Below are 20164 nucleotides of genomic sequence, written 5' to 3' on the forward strand. Positions count from 1 at the left end.
ATGAGAATATAAAAAGCAGACTGCGATTCTGTTCAGAAGTTCATTTTGCTCGAATGTGAACATGGTTCAGGAACCATAATGAAAGGGAAGAGGTTATTACCTTTTTTTTCTCTTCCTTTTTCTTTTTGGTTTGCGTGTGTGCTGTTCTAAATGTTCTTCGGCCTTTAAGTAAGAGTGATCTGAGCATTGCCGTCCTTTATTGGCAGCAACGTTGGCCTCTTCTGTCCACCCGATGTTAAATGATACAGTGCCATGACCTTGTGCCGGGGTGTCTACCCTGGTCTTTATTTGATCAATACATCTATTCATTAAACCTTTGTTCCAAAACCCGTTAACCGGGATTTCAATGACCTCAAATCCTGATTTTCTCAGCAGTGCGATTTTAAGCAGAGTTGAACCATTCCGGGTTTTGAAGTCACCGCTGACGTAATGAGAGGGTCCCTGAACTTCAATAATAATGTTGTGATCTGGCAGTAGCAGATCAACCGGAGGTAATGAATGCAGACTCTTTTCTTCTTCAATCTTCAAAAAGGGAATGCGAGATTGGAGTTGATTGCGGAAGATGGTCTGATATTTTGAAGTGGTTGTCTGGTAATGAGGGGTGACCGGACATGGTTTTCCAAGCCAACATGCGGCCATGGCAAGGATGGATCGATCCTCTTCATTGACCGGGGATATATTTTCCAGGCGAGTAAACAGGTCATCCATATGCTTTTCAAGCACATAATTTCTATTGGTATTAGAGTCCAGAGCCAACCTGGCACAGCATACCATTACTCCCCAGAGAGACATCAATATGGCATGGTGAGAGAACTGAGGGTTGTAACTGATTTGGTAGACAAGGGATTCGAACGTAGAGGTAGCCATGTTCAGCACAACGAACTCACCGAGTTTGGCCATGGCCCACAGCAGGTTGGCGATTTCCTGTGGTTTAAAGTCAGCTTTCTTTGCGTTTACCAGGGACAGCAGCGAGGCCACGGCTTCGTTGATTTCTGGAGTCCGCTCCTGTCTGTTGTCCACCAGTTTCGCCATGGCCCACAGCAGGTTGGCGATAGCCTGGGCATTAAATTGGTCTTTCTGTATGTTCACCTGAGGCAACAGTGCGGCCACAGTTTCTTTGAGCCCTGGTGCCCACTCCTGCCCGTTGTCCACCAGTTTTGCCATGGCCCAGAGCAGATTGGCGATGCCCTGGGCATTAAATTGGTTCTTTTGTGCGTTAACGTGAGGCAACAGTGCGAACAGGGCCCCGTTGAACCCTGGTGTCCACTCTTACCCGTGGCCCACAAGTTTCGCCAAGGCCCACAGCAGGTTGGCGATATGCTGAGGAATAAACTGGTTTTTCTCTGAGTTCACGAGGGGTAACAGCGCTGCCACAGCTTCTTTGAGCCCTGGTGTCCATTGCTGCCCGTTGTCCACCAGTTTTGCCATGGCCCACAGCAGGTTGGCGATTCCCTGGGCATCAATATCCCATGCTTGAGGTTTTTGGTTGCACTTGAATGTGATTGTATCAAGTAGCGTTGACAATAAGACAGCTTGAGTAAGCTTAACGCGCTCACCCATGGGTTTATGAGGGGTAAAAACACCCGCTGAAGTAAATGAATAAAGTGTTGTCGTCAGGCTTCGCCAATTCCAGCTCTGGGTGACTGTAAAATGTTTTAGCAAACGTATCAGCTGGCTTTGTTCCGCTGGATTTAACGGTCTTTTTGACGCTGACGTGTATCTTTTAATTGAACTGGCATATTGCCCATGATTTCTCCCATCATAGCGGTGACCGAAATGATTCGATTTACTCACCAGATCATCCATTATTTCCTGTTTGGTGAGGGCGCTAAAATCTTCAGCAGGGTTTATTGAACGGTGTATTAGATATGGAGAGGGGCGTGCGCCAGACGAGTGGCAAAATTCATTGCGCCCCGGGGTAGTACGGGAGGAATGATCCCGTCGTCTGACTGTACCCTGTCTGTATTGCCCATGCCTTGAAGAAGCGGCATGATCATCCGGTCGGTTGTGATCATTGCTTGATCTTGCGTATTTACCGCTGATACCAGCAGTGCTTCTATCCATAATTATATTTCATCAATTCATGAGAATATAAAAAGCAGACTGCGGTTCTGTTCAGAAGTTAATTTTGCTGAAAAGTTTATAATTTTGCTTCCTTTTTCCATTTTCTGGCATCCTCGCTGCGGGCGCTATTCACGGTCAGCCTCCTAGCCTGGTCTTTATTTGATCAATACATAGTTTTATTGAATCCTGATTCCCAAGCATTTTAACCGGGATTTCAATGACCTCAAATCCTGATTTTTGCAGCAGTGCATTTTTCAGCAGAGTTGAACCATTCCTGGTTTTGAAATCACCACCCACGTAGTGGGACGATCCCTGAATCTCAATCACAATATTGTGATCTGGCAGTAGCAGGTCCACCGGAGGTAATGAGTTCAGACTCTTTTCTTCTTCAATCTTCAAAGAGGGAATACATGATTGGAGTTGATTGCGGAAGTCGGATTGAGTTTTTGAAATGATTGTCTGGTAATGGGGAACGACCGGACACGCTCTGCCAAGCCAGCTTGCGGCCATGGCAATGCTGCGTTGTTCCTCTTCATTATCCCGGGATGTATTTTGCAGGCGAGTAAACAGGTCATCCATGTGTTTTTCAAGCACGTGATGTTTATTGGCATGGGAGACCAGAGACAACCTGGCACAGCATACCATTACTCCCCAGAGAGACATCAATATCGCTTGCTGAGAGAGCTGAGAGTTTCCACTGATTTTGCAGACAAGCGTTTCGAGCGTGGATGTAACCACGTTCAGCTCAATGAGCTCACCCAGTTTCGCCAGTGCCCACATCAGGTTGGCAATATGCTGAGGAATAAAGTGGTCTTTCTGTGCGTTTACGTGGGGCAACAGCTCGGCCACGGCCTGCTTGAGCCCTGTTGTCTGCTCCTGCCCGTTGTCCACCAGTTTTGCCATGGCCCACATCAGGTTGGCGATTTCCTGCGGTTTAAAGTCAGCTTGCTGAACGTTCACGTGGAGTAACAGTGAGGCCAGAGCTTCTTTAAGAAGCTCTGGTGCCCACTCTCCGTTGTCCACCAGTTTCGCCATGGCCCACAGCAGGTTGGCAATACCCTGTGGTTTAAAGTTAGCTTTCTGTGCCTTCACGAGGGACAACAGCGCGCCCACGGCTGCTTTGAGCTCTGGTGTCTGCTCCTGCCCGTTCTCCACCAGTTTTGCCATGGCCCACAACAGGTTGGCGATACCCTGGGCATTAAATTGGTCTTTCTGTACGTTCACCTGGGGTAACAGCGCGGCCAGGGTCTCATTGAACTCTGGTATCCGCTCCTGCCCGCTTTCCACCAGTTTCGCCAAGGCCCACAGCAGGTTGGTGAAATTCTGAGGATTAAATTGGTCTTTCTGTGCGTTCATGCACGGTAACAGAGCAGCCACAGCCTCTTTGAGCCCTGGTGTCCGCGCCTGCCCATTCTCCACTAGCTTCGCTATGGCCCACAGCAGGCTGGCGATTTCCCGTGGTTTAAAGTCAGTTTGATGTAGTACGTTCACTTGGAGTAACAGTGAGGCCAGAGCTTCTTTAAGAAGCTCTGGTGTCCACTCCCCGTTGTCCACCAGTTTCGCCATGGCCCACAGCAGGTTGGCGATATGCTGAGGAAGAAACTGGTTTTTCTGTGCATTTACATGGGGCAACAGCGCGGCCACTGCTTCTTTGAGCTCTGGTGTCTGCTCCTGACCGTTGATCACCAGTTTCGCCATGGCCCACAGCAGGTTGGCGATGTGCTGTGGTTTAAAGTTACCTTTCTGCGCATTCACGCGGGGCAACAGCGTGGCCACGGCTTCGTTGAGCTCTGGTGTCTGCTCCAGCCCGGTGTCTATCAGTTTCGCCATAGCCCACAGCAGGTTGGCGATTTCTTGTGGGTTAAAGTTAGCTTTCTGTGCATTCACTTGGGGCCACAACGCAGCCAGGGCCTCTTTGAGCTCTGGTGTCCACTCTTGCCCGTTGTCCACCAGTTTCGCCATGGCCCACAGCAGGTTAGCGATATGCTGAGGAATAAATTGGTCTTTCTTTACGCTCACATGGGACAACAGCGCGGCCACGGCCTGTTTGAGCCCTGGTGTCAGCTCCTGCCCGTTGTCCAACAGTTTCGCGATGGCCCATAGCAGGTTGGCGATTCCCCTGGCATCAATATTCCTGGCTTCAGGTTTTTGGTTGCACTTAAATGTTATTGCATTAAGCAGGGTTGACAATAAGTGAGCTTGAGTAAGTTTAATACGCTCATTCATGGGTTTATGAAGGGTAAAAACACCTGCTGAAGTAAATGAATGAAGTGTGGTCGTCAGGCTTCGCCAATTCCAGCTCCGTGTTGCGGTGAAATTTTGCAGCAGACGTATCAGCTGGCTTTGTTCAGCTCGATTTAACGGTCTTTTAGCAGCTGACGTGTATTTTTTAATTGAACTGGCATATTGACCGTGATTTCTCCCATCATAGCGATGACCGAAATGATCTGATTTACTCACCAGATCATCCATTATTTCCTGTTTAATGAGGGCATTAAAATCTTGCGCAGGGTTTACTGAACGACGCTGTAGATGTTGAGAAGAGCATGCGGCAGAAGAATGGTAAAATTCATTACGCTTCGGGGTAGAGCGGGGGGGATTATCCCACTGTCTGACAGTACTCTGTCTATATTGAGCGCGCCTTGAAGAAGCAGCCCGGTTATCCGACTGGATGTCATCATTACCTGGTCTTGCGTATTTACCACTGATACCAGCAGAGCTTCTATCCATAATTATATTTCATCAATTCATGAAAATATAAAAAGCAGACTGCGGTTCTGTTCAGAAGTTCATTTTGCTTAAAAGTTTATAATTTTGCTTCCTTTTTCCATTTTCTGGCATCCTCGCTGCGGGCGCTATTCTCGGTCAGCCTCCTAGCCTGGTCTTTATTTGATCAATACATAGTTTTATTGAATCCTGATTGGAGTTGATTGCGGAAGTCGGATTGAGGTTTTGAAATGATTGTCTGGTAATGGGGGACGACCGGACATGCTCTGCCAAGCCAATTGGCGGCCATGGCAATGCTGCGTTGATCCTCTTCATTATATTGGGATGTATTTTGCACGCGAGTAAACAGGTCACCCATGTGCTTTTCAAGCACGTGATTTTTATTGGCATTGGCGACCAGAGACAACCTGGTACAACATACCATCACTCCCCAGAGGGACATCATTATCGTTTGCTGAGAGAACTGTGAGTTTTCACTGATGCAGACAAGCGTTTCAAACGTGGATGTAACCACATTCAGCTCAACGAGCTCACCCAGTTTCTCCAGGGCCCACATCAGGTTGGCGATATGCTGAGGAGTAAAGTGGTCTTTATGTGCTTTTACGTGGGGCAACAGCGCTGCCATGGCCTTTTTGAGCTCTGATATCAGCTCCTGCCCGTTGTCCACCAGTTTTGCCATGGCCCACAGCAGGTTGGCGATATGCTGAGGAGTAAACTGGTCTTTTTGTGCGTTCACGTAAGGTAATAGTACGGCCACAGCTTCTTTAAGCTTTGCTGTCCAATGCTCGTTGTCCATCAGTTTCGCCATGGCCCACAGCAGGTTGGTGATACCCTGTGGTTTAAAGTTAGCTTTCTGTGCCTTCACGAGGGACAACAGCGCGGCCACGGCTTCTTTGAGCCCTGATGTCTGCTCCTGCCCGTTCTCCACCAGTTTTGCCATGGCCCACAACAGGTTGGCGATACCCTGTGGTTGAAAGTTAGCTTTCTGTGCTTTCACGTGGGGCAACAGCGTGGTCACCGCCTTGTTGAGCGCCGGTGTCCACTCCTGCCCGTTGTCCACCAGCTTTGCCATGGCCCACAGCAGGTTGGCGATATGCTGAGGAATAAATTGGTCTGTCTGTTCGTGAATATGGGGCAACAACGCGGCCACTGTGTCGTTGAACTCTGGTGTCTGCTTCTGCCCGTTGTCCACCAGCTTCGCCATGGCCCAAAGAAGGTTGACGATTCCCCGGGCATCAATATCCCGGGCTTGGGATTTTTGGTGGCACTTGAATATTATTGCATCAAGCAGATTGGACAGTAAGGCAGCTTGAGTAAGCGTGACCTGCTTATCCATGGGATTATGGGGGGTAAAAACACCCGCTGAAGTCAATGAATTAATTGTTGTCGTCAGGCTTCGCCAACCCCATCGCCGTGTTATTGTAAAATTTTGCAGTAATCCTATCAGCTGGTTTTGTTCAGCCCGATTTAACGGTCTTTTAGCAGCTGACGTGTATCTTTTAATTGAATTGGCATATTGACCGTGATCTCTCCCATCATAGCGATGACCGAAACGCTCAGATCTACTGTTCAGACCAGCCATTATTTCCTGTTTGATAAGGTTAATAAAATCTTGAGCGGGGTTTACTGAACGACGCTGTAGATGTTGAGGAGAGCATGCGCCAGAAGAATGGTAAAATTCATTACGCCCCGGGGTAGAGCGGGGGGGATTATCCCACAGTCTGACTGTACTCTGTCTATATTGCGCGCGCCTTGAACAAGCAGCCCGGTTATCCGGTTGGATGTCATCATTACCGGGTCTTGCGTATCTACGACTGATACCAGCAGAGCTTCTATTCATAATTATATTTCATTAATTCATGAGAATATAAAACGCAGACTGCGGTTCTGTTCAGAAGTTCATTTTGCTAAAATTGTCTATAGACGATCCTGTGGTGGTATGTCTAACCTGGTCTTTATTTGATTAATGCATAGTTTCATTAAATACTGGCTGCAAAACCGGTTGACTGGGATTTCAATGACCTCTAATCCTGCTTTTTTCAGCAGAGTCGATCCATTCCTGGTTTTGTAATCACCACTCACGTAATGAGACGGTCCCTGAATTTCAATCACCATGTTGTGATCTGGCAGTAACAGGTCAACCGGAGGTAATGAATTCAGACACTTTCCTTCTTCAATCTTCAAAGAGGGAATGGGTGATTGGAGTTGATTCCGGAACCCGGCTTGAGGTTTTGACCTGGTTGTCTGGTAATGGAGGACGAACGGGCAAGGTCTCCCAAGCCATCTGGCGGCCATGGCAATGACGGATTGATCCTCTTCATTATCCGGAGATGTATTTTGCAGGCGATGAAACAGGTCATCCATGGGTTTATGAGGGGTAAAAACACCTGCTGAAGTCAATGAATGAAATGTTGTCGTCAGGCTTCGCCAACTCCAACGCCGTGTTGCGGTAAAATTTTTCAGCAGACATATCAGCTGGCTTTGTTCAGTTCGATTTAACGGTCTTTTAGACGCTGACGTGTATTTTTTAATTGAATTGGTATACTGGTTGTTTTTTCTTTTTACTTTCTGGGTGGTCTCTTTGCTCTTGTGAATTTTCTTCGGCGGTTAAGTAACAGTAATCTGAGGGGTGCCAATCTTTATCGGCAGCAACGTATGCGTTATCTGTCCACCCTCTTTTAAGTGATACAGCGTCATGCCCGTGTACCGGGATGTGTATTCTGGACTTTATTTGTTCAATACGTCGTTTTATTAACCTTTTGTCCAAAAGCTCGTTAACCGGGATTTCAATAACCTCAAATCCTGCTTTTTGCAGCAGCGCAATTTTCAGCAGAGTCGAACCATTCCTGGTTTTGAAATCACCACTTACGTAATGAGCCGGTCCCTGAATTTCGATAACCATGTTGTGATCTGGCAGTAAGAGATCAACCGGAGGTAATGAGTTCAGACACTTTTCTTCTTCAATCTTCAAAGAGGGAATGGATGATTTGAGTTTATCGCGGAACTCGGCTTGAGGTCTTGACCTGGTTGTCTGGTAATCGAGGACGAACGGGCAGGGTTTCCCGAGCCACTTGGCGGCCATGGAAATGATGGTTTGATCCTCTTCATCATCCGGGGATGTATTTTCCAGACGAGAAAACAGGACAGCCAGATGTTTTTCAAGCACATCTTGTTTATTGACACTGGCCACCAAAGATAATCTGGCACAGGACACCATTACTCCCCAGAGAGATATCAATATCCCTTGCTGAGAGAGCGTCGGGTTGTTACTGATTCTCTGGACAAGAGATTCAAACGTAGAGGTAAACACGTTCAGCTCGATAAGCTCACCCAGTTTTGCCATGGCCCACAGCAGGTTGGCAATATGCATGGGAATAAATTGATCTTTCTGTTGGTTTACATAGGGTATCAGCGTGACCACGGCCTCTGTGAGCACTGATCTCGGCTCCTGTTTGTTGTCCACCAGTTTTGCCATGGCCCACAGCAGGTTGGCAATACCCAGTGGGTGAAGGTTAGCCTTTTGTGCGATCACGCAGGTCAACAGCGCGGCCACGGCTTCGTTGAACTCTGGTGTCTGCTCCTGCCTGTTGTCCAAAAGTTTGGCCATTGCCCACAGCAGGTTGGCGATATGCTGAGCTGTAAATTGGTCTTTCTGTGCGTTCACATGGGGCAACAGCACGGCCACGGCCTCATTGAGCTCTGGTGTCCGCTCCTGCCCGTTGTCCAACAGTTTCGCCATGGACCACAGCAGGTTGGCAATATGCTGAGGAATAAATTGGTCTTTCTGTGTGTTCACATGGGGCAACAGCACGGCCACGGCCTCGTTGAGTTCTGGTGTCCGCTCTTGCCCACTGCCGACCAGTTTCGCCATGGCCCACAACAGGTTGGCTATACCCTGGGCATTAAATTGATCTTTCTGTGCGTTCACGTGTGGCAACAGCGCGGCCAGGGCCTCGTTGAACACTGGTGTCAGCTCCAGCCCGTTGTCCAACAGTTTCGCCATGGCCCACAGCAGGTTGGTGATCCCCTGTGTTTTAAAGTGAGCTTTATGTGTGTTCACGTGGGGCAACAGCCTGGCCAAGGCCGCGTTGAGCCCTGGTGTCTGTTCCAGGCCGTTATCCACTAATTTTGCCAAGGCCCACAGCAGGTTGCTGATACCCTGGGCATTAAGTTGGTCTTTCTGAGCGTTTACGCAGGGCAAAAGTGCGGCCACCGTCTTTTTGAGTTCTGGTGTCTGCTCGTGGCCGTTGTCAACGAGTTTCGCCATGGCCCACAGCAGGTTGCTGATACCATGGGCATTGAATTGGTCTTTCTGTGCGTTCACGCAGGGCAACAGCGCGGCTAAGGTTTCTCTGAGCCTTGGCGACTGCTCCAGCCCATAGTCCAGCAGTTTCACCATGGCCCAGAGCAGACAGGCGACCTGGTTAGGAGTAAATTGGTCTTTCTGTGTGTTCACGAAAGGCAACAGCACGGCCACGGCCTGGTTGAGCTCTGGTTTCCGCTCCGGTCCGTTGTCCATCAGTTTCGCCATGACCCACAGTAGTATGGCGATTTCCTGGGTTTTAAAGTTGGCTTTCTGTGCGTTCACGTGGGGCAACAGAACGTCCACGGCCTCTATGAGGCCTGATGATTGCTCCAGCCCGTTGTCCACCAGTTTCGCCATGGCCCACAGCAGGTTGGCGATGTTCTGAGGAATAAATTGGTCTTTCTGTGCGTTCACCTGTGGCAACAGCTTGGCTACGGACTTTTTGAGTCGTGGTGATTGCTCCAGCCCGTTGTCCACCAGTTTTGCCATGGCCCACAACAGGTTGGCGATATGCTGAGGAATAAATTGGTCTTTCTGTTCGCTCACCTGAGGCAACAGCGCGGTTACGGCCTCTTTCAGCCCTGGTACCCACTCCAGGCCGTTGTCCCCCAGTTTCGCCATGGCCCATAGCAGGTTGGCGATTTCCTGTGGTTTAAATTGAGCTGTCTGTGCTTTCACGTGGGGCAATAGCGCAGCCGCGGCCTCTTTGAGCCCTGGTGTTCGTCCCTGCCCATTGTCCACCAGTTTTGCCATGGCCCACAGCAGGTTGGCGATTTCCTGGGTATCAATATCCCCGGATTCAGGTTGCAGATTGCAGTTAAATTTTATTGCATCAAATAGCGTTGACAATATGTTGGCTTGAGTAAGTTTAATACGTTCATCCATGGGGTTATGAAGGGTAAAAACACCGGCTGAAGTGAATGAATGAAGCGTTGTTGTCAGGCTTCGCCAATTCCAACTCCGGGTTGCGATAAAATTTTGCAGCAAACGTATCAGCTGGCTTTGTTCCGCTCGATTTAACGGTCTTTTAGCAGCTAACGTGTATTTTTTTATTGAACTGGCATATTGACCGTGATTTCTCCCATCATAGCGGTGACCGAAACGATTCGATTTACTCAACAGACCAGCCATTCTTTCCTGTTTGATGAGGTCATTGAAATCTTGAACAGGGTCTACTGAACGGCACTGCAGGTGTTGAGAAGGGCATACGGCAGAAGAACGGTAATATTTATGACGCCACGGTTTAGTGCGCGGGGTACTATCCCTCTGGCTGACCGTGGCATGTCTATACCGACCACGCCTTAAAGAAGCGGCATGGTCATCCGGTTGTCTGTAATCATTATCTGGTCTTGCGTATCTACCACTGATACCAGCAGAGCTTCTGTCCATAATTATATTTCATTAATTCATGAGAATATAAAAAAGCAGACTGCTGTTCTGTTCATAAGTTCATTTTAGTGAAATGTCTATAATTCCTGAATCCGTTAATGATCAACATGAATCTGCCGATAAGCAAGTGGACAACAACAGTGTGATATGACAATCTGATGATTGTTACATTTTGTTGATCTTGATGTTGATACTGCTTTTCTACGCAAGGACTTGCGTTCAACCTAGAGAAAAACCAGAGTTTTCCATGCAAAAAAGGACTTTATACATTGGTAACCTGGCGTATACCGCCGTTGAAGAAGACCTTGAACAGGCTTTCGAATCATTTGGTGTCATTGAAGATATCAAACTGATGAGGGATCGGGAGACTGGGCGCTCAAGGGGCTTTGCATTCATCACCTTTGAAAAAGAAACGGAAGCTGAAGCCGCCAGAACTATGGATGGCAAAGAAGTAGCCGGGCGGCCATTAAGAGTAAATGACGCTCGACAGAAGGAATCTGGTCAGCGAGATTCAGCCAAAAGACAACCAAGGTCTTTTAATAACAACTTTAACCGCTAAAGGTTTAATCTGAAAGTGCTTTAAGCTTTGCGGAAATGTGCTCACTTTTTTGCGCAATATGCTATACCAGTTGCGACACATCCTAGGGCAGCCCCCCAGATACAAACCGCAGCAGCAGAAGGAAACATTGCGTGATAAGGATAAGGAGCGGCGGCAGCTCGAGCTTGATCAACCATAGCCACCGTACAAGCCCCGGCAGCAGCCCCGGCGGCTGTGGCATAACGTAGGGGAACACCAGCAACAGCTGCAAGAGTCCCGATAGTAGCAGTGGGAAAAAACGTAGCAACCGCCGCAGCAGTGGCAACAACCTGGGACGGTTTAAAAAAACCATCACGAATTACGTTAAGGGCAGTGCCGATACCGGAGATGCTGAAATAATACAGAGCAGTTTTGCCAAAGATTGGGATAGCTTTTATCAAAATATTTACTGCCCGGTCATACAATGGGATACATTTTATCCGTTTTACTTCATCATCAGTTAATTGTTTTGTACATAACAGACAGTTCTTTTGGCCAGAACTTTCAATCCATCCCTGCATGCATGATCTACCAAAGGCATGTCCGCATGTTAGTTTGAAGGGGCTGCATTTTTCAGAATCATAACATATTAAACATGCAACATCGTCAACAGCATCCATATGAAAGCCTCACAGTTTCATCCTCAAATGCTGACATCTTTATCTGGTCACTCTCTTTCCTCATACGCCAAATGAGCCAGGGCAGCTCCCATGGCAGCCCCCCCGAGACAAACCGCAGTATCAGAAAGATTGAGCACGCCACAAGCAGCTGCAGTATGATTAAACGCAACCCCACCACAAGCCCCGGCAGCAGCCCCGGCAGCAGTAACAAAACCTATGGGGGCATCAGCAGCAGCCCCGAGAGCCCCGATAGCAGCCACAGGAATAAACACGGCAGTATTTGCAGCAATTGCAATCAATGAGGCAGGATTCAAGGACCCGTTAAGAACCACGCCAGCGGCAAAGCCTGCGTACAAACTACCGAGATACATTGAAGCAGTTCTGCCAAAGATTGGGATAGCTTTTATCGAAATATTTACCACTCGGTCATACAACGGGATATAGTTTATCTGTTCTACTTCATCATCAGTTAATTGTCTTGTACATATCAGGCAGTTTCTCTGGCCAGAACTTGCCATCCATCTCTGCATGCACGATCTGCCAAAAGTATGTCTACACGTTAGTTTGAAGGGGCTGCATTGTGCTGAATCGTGACAGATTAAACAGTCAACGCCGTCTGTAACACCCATATAAAAAAACTCACTGTTTCAATTTCTGACATCTGGTATTGTATCTGCTGACATCTGTATCTGGTTTTGGTTCCCTATGGGGACCGGGAACTATGAAGAGTACTCTTAAGGGGGTCCGCCTAAAATTCGGCCAATAAACAGGGAAGTCTATTCTCAGTCAGCCTCCTGAGCGCTTTTCTGTGATTCAAAAGCAGCACTGATTAACTCTCGTGTATAGGCTTCTACAGGCTGGTTAAAAATCTGTCGGGTAGTTCCCTGTTCGACAATCTTTCCCCCCTGCATCACGACAATTCGATGACTCATGGCTTTCACCACCGCCAGGTCGTGGCTGATAAAAATGTAACTGAGGTGGTATTTTTTCTGCAGGTTGCGCAGTAAATCGATGATCTGGGATTGAACGGTTCTGTCCAGCGCAGACGTTGGCTCGTCCAGCACCATCAGTCTGGGTTTCAGCACCAGAGCCCTGGCAATGGAGATACGCTGGCGCTGGCCGCCGGAAAACTCATGTGGGTAACGGTGACGATACTCCGGGTCAAGGCCCACATCCTCCAAGGCAGCGATGATCTGTTCATCACGATTGGCTTCAGTGGCCAGTTTATGAATATCAAGGCCTTCACCAACAATATCAGCAACCGTCATGCGTGGGCTGAGACTGCCAAAGGGATCCTGAAACACGATCTGCATTTCCCGTCGCAGTGGCCGGAACTGGTCCTGGTTCATCGTGTCGATACGGGTATCTTCAAACCTGATCAGGCCCTCTGACGTCTGCAGTTTCAACAGGGCCATGCCCAGGGTTGTTTTACCGGAACCGGACTCACCAACAATACCCAGGGTTTCGCCCTGGTGAATGGTGAGCGATAAATCAGTGACTGCCTTAACATGGCCTACGGTTTTTTTGAAAAAGCCTTTTTTGATCGGGAACCAGACTTTGATCTTTTCACCAGTGACCAGCGGCGTGGGGTGTTCGTTCAGTGGTTCAGGTTCTCCGTCAGGTTCGGCATTGAGCAGGTCGATGGTGTAGGGGTGTTGGGGCGCTGTGAACACGGATTCGGTGACGCCCTGCTCAACAATGTCACCGTTTTTCATCACGCAGATTCGATCCGACACATGGCGTATCAGATTAAGGTCGTGACTGATAAACAGAATGGCCATACCCAGTTTCTGCTGAAGGTCCGCCAGCAGACTGAGAATTTGTCGTTGCACGGTTACATCCAGGGCGGTGGTTGGTTCATCGGCAATCAGCAGTGTTGGTTCACAGGCGAGGGCCATGGCAATCATGGCCCGTTGTCGCTGTCCACCGGACAGCTCATGGGGATAGGCCTTTAAACGGTTCCTGGCATCACGGATACCCACCAGTTCCAGCAGTTCCAGTGTCTTAGCCGTTGCTTCTGAGTTTTGCAGGCCAAGGTGTATAGCCAGTACTTCGCCTATCTGCTTTTCGATGGTATGCAGTGGATTGAGCGCTGTCATCGGCTCCTGAAAGATCATACTGATCTTATGGCCACGAATTTTGCGCATTTGTGATTTGGACAAATCCAGCAGGGCCTCATCGGCAAACGCTATTGCACCAGAGCAATGGGCGTTTTCGGGAAGCAGTTGCAGGATGCTCAGGGCAGTGATGGACTTGCCGGATCCGGACTCTCCAACCAGGCCAACGGTTTCTCCGGCATTGACAGAGAACGACACACCTTTAACGGCTTCAACACGGTGCTCACCCTGTTGAAAACCAATCCGGAGATTGTTAATGGCCAATAATGGCTTATCCATAAATGTTCGGTTCTCTTTAATAGTATTTTCTCGGGTCCAACGCATCCCGGCACGCTTCACCGATAAACACCAGTAACGTGAGCATAATGGACATGACCAGAAATGCGGTAATTCCCAGCCAGGGTGCCTGAAGGTTGTTTTTGCCCTGAGCAATCAACTCACCAAGGGAAGGGGAGCCAGCCGGCAGGCCGAAACCCAGGAAATCAAGGGAGGTCAGGGTGGTAATGGCTCCGGTCAGAATAAAGGGCATAAACGTGACCGTGGCGATCATGGCATTGGGTAAAATATGGCGGAACATCAGACGCCCATTGGTCATCCCCAGGGCCCTGGCGGCCCGAACATACTCCAGGTTTCTGCCCCGGAGAAACTCGGCACGCACCACATCCACCAGTGCCATCCACTGGAATAACAGCATAATACCCAGCAGCCACCAGAACCCCGGCTCGACAAAACTGGCAAGGATGATCAACAGGTAGAGATTGGGCATGCCCGACCAGATTTCAATAAAACGCTGTCCGAATAAATCGATTTTGCCGCCGTAAAAGCCCTGCAGAGCGCCAACCGCAACACCGATGATGGTACTGAAAAAGGTCAGTGCCAAACCGAAAAGTACCGAAATGCGGAAGCCGTAAATCACCCGGGCCAGCACATCACGCCCCTGGTCATCGGTGCCCAGCCAGTTGTCAAGGGAAGGGTGGGCGGGGGCAATACGGGCGTAATTTATGGTGTCGTAACTGTAGCGAATGGGCGGCCAGAGCATCCATCCTTTGGGCTCGACCAGTTCTTGGGCAAATTCCTGTCGGTAGTCCATTTCCAGTTCAAACTCTCCGCCAAAGGTGGTTTCCGGATAGGTAACCAGGGTCGGGAAATAGGGGCTGCCATCGTACCAGAGCAGCAGCGGCTTATCGTTAGCCACCACCTCTGCCAGCAGGGTTATGACGAAGAGAATGCTGAATAGCCAGAGCGAAATATAGCCCCGGCGATTCTGCTTGAAATTCTGCCAGCGGCGCTGGTTGAGCGGATTAAGTTTGAACCTTGTCATTCCACGTCAGTCCCTGGCTTCGAAATCAATACGGGGGTCCACGACGACATAGGTGAGATCGCCGAGGAGTTTGATCAGCATACCCAGCAGGGTGAAGATATAAAGAGAGCCAAACACCACGGGATAATCCCGGTTGATGGCCGCTTCATAGCCAAGCAGTCCGAGCCCATCCAGAGAAAAAATGATTTCAATCAGCAAGGAGCTGGTAAACAGGATGCCAATTAATGCCGCAGGGAAGCCGGAAATCACCAGCAACATGGCATTACGGAAGATATGGCCGTACAGGACTTTACGGTCATCCAGTCCTTTGGCCCTTGCGGTTTGCACATACTGTTTATGGATTTCATCCAGGAATGAATTCTTGGTCAGCATGGTCAGTGTGGCAAAACCACTGATGACCATACAGATAATGGGCAGTATCATGTGCCAGATATAGTCCCGTATCTGACCCATAAAACTTAATTCCTCGAAGTTGTCTGATACCAGCCCTCGCAGTGGGAAAACGTTCCAGTAACTGCCACCGGCAAACAGCACGATTAACAGAATGGCCAGAAGAAAGCTCGGAATCGCATAACCCGTGGTGATCACAGCGCTTGACCAGATATCGAACCGGCTGCCGTGTTTCAATGCCTTGCGAATACCCAGCGGAATGGAGATCAGGTAGATGATCAGGGTGCTCCACAGGCCCAGTGAAATCGAGACCGGCAGTTTCTCCTTAATCAGGTCCACTACTTTGGCATCGCGGAAAAACGAGTCGCCAAAATCAAAGGTCAGGTAGTTTTTGATCATCTGCACAAACCGCTCATGGGCTGGCTTATCAAAGCCGTACAGTTGCTCGATATCCTTGATCAGTTCCGGGTCAAGACCTCTGCGACCGCGATATTCACCGCTCTCATCCAGACTCATCTGTTGGACTTCGGCATTACCGGAGCCTCCGATTCGGCTGATGGCGTTGACTTCAAAACCCTCAAGTTTGGCAATCATCTGTTCCACCGGGCCGCCGGGGGCGGCCTGAATGATAACAAAGTTCACCAGCATGATTCCGAACAGGGTCGGGATCATCAGGGCAAGTCGGCGCAAAATATAGCTGCTCATGGAGGGTTCCTGTTAACGGTTTTTTCTGCGGCGATAAATCCAGACAGGAATAAGGCCCAGCAATATCAGTGCTGAGTATAACCATGAACGGTCGTTTTCAGCGTTACCGGCGGGTTCGCTGGCATCGCCAGTGTTCCGGGATGAATGGGTTGTTGCATCCGGTTGATTGTCGATCCACCAGGTATAAATGTCGGTACTGTACAAAGGTTCTGATTCTGGCCTGATTAATCGGCTGGAATGGGCGATTCGGTCATAAGGGTAGTACCACTGGGGAATCAGGTACTCACCCCACAACAGCACCCGGTCCAGCGCTTTTACTGCAGTGGTAAGCTCCTCTCTGCTGGTGGCATCAATCACATGGTCAATCATGGCATCCACTACCGGATCTTTGATTCCCATGTAGTTACGGCTGCCTTTGGTGTCTGCCGCTTTACTGCCCCAGAACCCCGTCTGCTCATTACCCGGAGAGGCCGATTGGCCATAGCCGGCAACGATCATGTCATAGTCAAAGTCACGAATACGGTTGATGTATTGGGAGATATCAACGGTTCGGATCTTCAGTTCAATACCCATTTGTTCCAGATTTTTCTTGAAAGGCAGCGCTACCCGCTCAAGAGAGGGTTGTCCGAGCAGTAACTCAACCTCCAGGGGTTGGCCATTGTTATTGACCAGCTTGTTGTTCTCAAGGGTCCACCCTGCTTTTTTCAATAGCCGCAGTGCTTTTTTCAGTTGCGGCCGGATATTGCCGGAACCATTAGTCACCGGAACGCTATAGGGTGTGGTAAAGAGTTCTGCCGGTAACTGCTTGCGCCAGGGCTCAAGGAGTTTCAGTTCATCCCCCTCAGGAATGCCGGTGGCTTCCATGCCTGAATTGCCAAAATAGCTCGTCGAACGAAGGTAGCTGTCATGGAAAAGGTTACGATTCAGCCATTCGAAATCCATGGCATAGCCCATGGCTTTTCGGACCAGGGGATCCTGCAGGAAGTCCCGTCGCAGGTTGAAGGCAAAGCCCTGGATAGGCGCAGGGTTTCGGGTAGGGATGGTGGCCAGAATCAGTTCGCCGTTGTGAACCGGGGGCACGTCGTAGGCAGTGGCCCAGTTTTTGGCAATATTTTCATAGCGCAGGTCATATTCGCCCGCTTTCAGTGCCTGCAGGGCGACATGTTCGTCCCGGTAGTAGTCGTAACTGACCTCATCAAAATTATATCGGCCCCTGTTAACGGGTAAGTCTTTGGCCCAGTAATCCTTGACCCGCTGATAGGCAATGCTCCGGCCGCCATCAACACTTTTAACCTGATAGGGGCCACTGCCAAGGGGGATTTGCAGTGAGGCAGAGGAAAAATCATTTTCATCCAGTTCCCAGTGATGTTTAGGGAGCACAGGCAGCTCTGACAGAATAAAAGGCAGTTCAGGGTTATTGCTATGTTTGAATGTGAATTTCACCCGACGATCAGCAAGCACGGTGACGGTGTCCACATCGGAATAGTAACTGCGGTAGAAAGGGTGTCCCAGACGGGTCAGCAGTTCAAAGGTGTATTTTACATCGTCAGCAGTGATCCGCTGACCATCATGGAAACGGGCGTCGGGGTTCAGGTTAAAGGTAATGCTGCTGTTATCAGGGGCTTTTTCTGCGGACTCGGCGATGAGTGGATAGAGGGAGAAAGGCTCATCACGGCTCTGGGTCATCAATGTGTCATAAATAAGCGCGATACCGCTAACCGGGGTTCCTTTGTTGGTGTATGGATTGAGGCTGTCAAAGGTACCACTGGCAGCCATACGAATACTGCCGCCTTTGGGGGCCTCCGGATTGACATAATCAAAGTGCGTAAAGGGTTTGCTGCCATATTTCGCTTCACCGTGCAGCACCAGTGACGTTTTAGCGATGACCTCGTGCTCTGACCCGGTGGTATTTCCAGAGGCAGTGGCTGATGACCCGCCGGAATAAGAGAGAGTTACCCCAAGGGTCAGCGCTGCAAGTGTAAGATAACCAGAATTCATGACCATCATAAGCAACCGTTAGTGTTGAAAAATCTCTGTGCAGTCTTGTATATAAGTAATCGTTCTAATATAGACTGAACCATGGATGGTTGTTAAGTACCCGTCAGGCTGGACTTATATCAATATTCCCGCCACCAGGTGCTTAAGCCATTGTCAAAAGGCGGGGCAAGCTCAGGGTGTTGCAGTCCCGGCCAGTAAACCATCGGCCAATAGGGGAGGTACCATTGAGGAATGACTGCATAGTGCCAGAGTACAATCCGGTCAATGGCCCGGGTGTAAAGAGTCAGCTCTTCACGGGTTGTTGCCATGATGGCGTTATCAATCATACGGTCCAGCGAGTCGAGTTTAATGCCGGAAAGGTTTTGTCCCGCGTCACTGTCTGCGCTGGCGCTGCCCCAGAAATTTTTCAATTCGGTACCGGGGGTAATGCCAGGGTAAAAGCCGTGAATGATCATATCAAAATCAAACGTGCGGATCCGATTGATGTACCGCGAGGCATCTACGGTATTGATGCTGGCGGCAATACCCAGTTCACTGAGATTGCGGACGAATGGAATCACAAAGCGTTCATGTTCAGGGTCAGTTAACAGAATTTCAAACTTCAGTGGTTGACCATGGGGATCAACAAGAGTTTTGTTGTCGTAGCGATAACCTGCCTCTTTCAACCATTGGAAGGCCAGTGTCTTGTTGTTTCGCCAGTTGCCTGAACCGTCTGTGTGAACCGGCTCCCAGCGGGCGGTAAACAGCTTATCAGGAAGCTCATCCTGCCAGGGAGCCAGTAACGCCTTTTCTTTTTCAGAAGGAGGCCCATCCGCGGCAAGGTCTGAATTAGAGAAAAGACTGTAGGCCTGATAATACATACCAAAAAACAGGTGTTGATTCATCCAGTTGAAATCCAGCGCCTGGGAAATGGCTTTTCTGACTGTTCGGCTGGCAAAAACCGGTTTTCTCAGATTGAATACAAACGCTCGCATGCCCAGACTTTTGTTGTTTATTTTTTCCTGAATGAATTTTGCTTTGCCTGTCTGCGTTGGTTTATACGCCTGTGACCAGCTTCGGGGATTGGCATCAATACGGAGGTCGTACTCTCCTTTTTTAAAGGCCTCAAGGGCAATGCCATCATCCCGGTAGTAGTCGGTTCTGATAAGATCAAAATTATGTCGACCTTTGTTGACGGCCAGGTCAGCTGCCCAATAATCCGTAACACGTTCATAGGTAACAAAGCGTCCGGGGCTGAACTCTTTTACCCGGAAAGGTCCACTGGACAGTGGGGGCTTCAGTGTCGCCTTGAAGAGATCACGCTCTGGCTGCTGCCAGTAGTGCGCTGGCAGCACCCTGAGTTGCGAAAGTCGAAGAATCAGACTTTTGGCTGGTGGCTCAGAAAAACTGAAACGAACGGACGTAGGCGATAGTGACTCGACATTCTCAATGATTCCATAAAGATGCCTGTAGTGAGGTGGGCCTCGTTTCTTCAGTGATTGAAAGGTATAGACAACATCTTCTGAGGTAATCGCGTGTCCATCATGAAACCGCGCATGGGGATTCAGATGGTATATGACCCATCGAAAATCATCGGGATACTCAATTTGCCGGGCGATCAGGCCATAGACTGAATAGGGTTCATCACCGGCCTTGACCATTAACGGGTCATAAAGAAAGTAGCTGCCATCCGCCCAGATGCCTTTTGGGGCAAACGTATTAAACGTATCAAAACTGCCGACAACGCCTTTTCTCAGAGTGCCGCCTTTGGGAGCATCGGGGTTGGCATAGCCAAAGTGGGTAAAATTTTCTGGATATTGCAGCGAGTTATGAAAGCTCAGTCCATGAGCTATCGTTGAATTTTTATCAGCAGGGTTTGCGAAAGCATGCACAGAGTAAATAAGACTGATAAATAGAAATCCATTTTTCAAAAAGTCAGTCATCCAGCGAGTTCCTTGCAATTAGCCACAC

General features: G+C 49.2%; 14 protein-coding genes. 1 reads left to right on the forward strand and 13 read right to left on the reverse strand.

Features of this window, described 5'->3' with window-relative positions:
• Window positions 1-96: 96 nt before the first annotated feature.
• From ACO6UY_RS00125 to ACO6UY_RS00150, 6 genes are all read right to left on the reverse strand, one after another.
• Window positions 97-1230, reverse strand: a complete 1134-nt coding sequence (locus tag ACO6UY_RS00125) for an RAP domain-containing protein (RefSeq protein WP_422444809.1) — start codon at window positions 1228-1230, stop codon at window positions 97-99.
• A gap of 39 nt (window positions 1231-1269) precedes the next feature.
• Window positions 1270-2064, reverse strand: coding sequence for a hypothetical protein (locus tag ACO6UY_RS00130; RefSeq protein WP_422444811.1), 795 nt, complete (start codon window positions 2062-2064; stop codon window positions 1270-1272).
• A gap of 135 nt (window positions 2065-2199) precedes the next feature.
• Entirely contained in the window at window positions 2200-4794 is a 2595-nt protein-coding gene (locus ACO6UY_RS00135) for a DUF1601 domain-containing protein (protein ID WP_422488763.1), read from the reverse strand.
• A 163-nt stretch (window positions 4795-4957) separates the two neighbouring features.
• Window positions 4958-6631, reverse strand: coding sequence for a DUF1601 domain-containing protein (locus ACO6UY_RS00140; protein WP_422444815.1), 1674 nt, complete (start codon window positions 6629-6631; stop codon window positions 4958-4960).
• Between the two features lie 77 nt (window positions 6632-6708).
• The gene (locus ACO6UY_RS00145) at window positions 6709-7191 is read right to left on the reverse strand and encodes a hypothetical protein (protein WP_422488765.1); all 483 of its coding nucleotides are present in this window, start codon (window positions 7189-7191) and stop codon (window positions 6709-6711) included.
• A gap of 127 nt (window positions 7192-7318) precedes the next feature.
• The gene (locus tag ACO6UY_RS00150; protein ID WP_422444847.1) at window positions 7319-10486 is read right to left on the reverse strand and encodes a DUF1601 domain-containing protein; all 3168 of its coding nucleotides are present in this window, start codon (window positions 10484-10486) and stop codon (window positions 7319-7321) included.
• A gap of 247 nt (window positions 10487-10733) precedes the next feature.
• On the opposite strand from ACO6UY_RS00150, the gene ACO6UY_RS00155 reads away from it, so the two are divergent.
• On the forward strand, window positions 10734-11045 hold the full coding sequence (locus ACO6UY_RS00155) for an RNA recognition motif domain-containing protein (RefSeq protein ID WP_269674327.1): 312 nt from the start codon (window positions 10734-10736) through the stop codon (window positions 11043-11045).
• A gap of 41 nt (window positions 11046-11086) precedes the next feature.
• Here the strand turns inward: ACO6UY_RS00155 and ACO6UY_RS00160 are convergent, their stop codons facing one another.
• The 7 genes from ACO6UY_RS00160 to ACO6UY_RS00190 all read right to left on the reverse strand — a co-directional run bounded on the left by ACO6UY_RS00160 (window position 11087) and on the right by ACO6UY_RS00190 (window position 20136).
• The gene (locus ACO6UY_RS00160) at window positions 11087-11683 is read right to left on the reverse strand and encodes an RING finger domain-containing protein (protein WP_422444849.1); all 597 of its coding nucleotides are present in this window, start codon (window positions 11681-11683) and stop codon (window positions 11087-11089) included.
• Window positions 11684-11730: 47 nt separating this feature from the next.
• Complete coding sequence (locus tag ACO6UY_RS00165) at window positions 11731-12054, reverse strand: hypothetical protein (RefSeq protein ID WP_422444851.1); 324 nt, start codon at window positions 12052-12054, stop codon at window positions 11731-11733.
• A 411-nt stretch (window positions 12055-12465) separates the two neighbouring features.
• Entirely contained in the window at window positions 12466-14079 is a 1614-nt protein-coding gene (locus ACO6UY_RS00170; protein WP_422444853.1) for an ABC transporter ATP-binding protein, read from the reverse strand.
• Window positions 14080-14095: 16 nt separating this feature from the next.
• Window positions 14096-15121: an ABC transporter permease gene (locus tag ACO6UY_RS00175; protein ID WP_101745792.1), complete on the reverse strand. Its 1026-nt coding sequence runs from the start codon at window positions 15119-15121 to the stop codon at window positions 14096-14098.
• 6 nt (window positions 15122-15127) lie between these two features.
• A complete protein-coding gene (locus ACO6UY_RS00180) occupies window positions 15128-16216 on the reverse strand; it encodes a microcin C ABC transporter permease YejB (protein WP_422488766.1) in 1089 nt (362 codons plus the stop codon).
• Between the two features lie 12 nt (window positions 16217-16228).
• Window positions 16229-18214 (reverse strand): extracellular solute-binding protein, encoded by a 1986-nt coding sequence (locus ACO6UY_RS00185; protein WP_422444858.1) that lies wholly within the window; start codon window positions 18212-18214, stop codon window positions 16229-16231.
• A 119-nt stretch (window positions 18215-18333) separates the two neighbouring features.
• Window positions 18334-20136 (reverse strand): extracellular solute-binding protein, encoded by a 1803-nt coding sequence (locus ACO6UY_RS00190; protein WP_422444860.1) that lies wholly within the window; start codon window positions 20134-20136, stop codon window positions 18334-18336.
• Window positions 20137-20164 lie beyond the last annotated feature (28 nt).

The sequence above is a fragment of the Endozoicomonas sp. ALE010 genome (assembly GCF_049310165.1).
Classification (GTDB): Bacteria; Pseudomonadota; Gammaproteobacteria; order Pseudomonadales; family Endozoicomonadaceae; genus Endozoicomonas.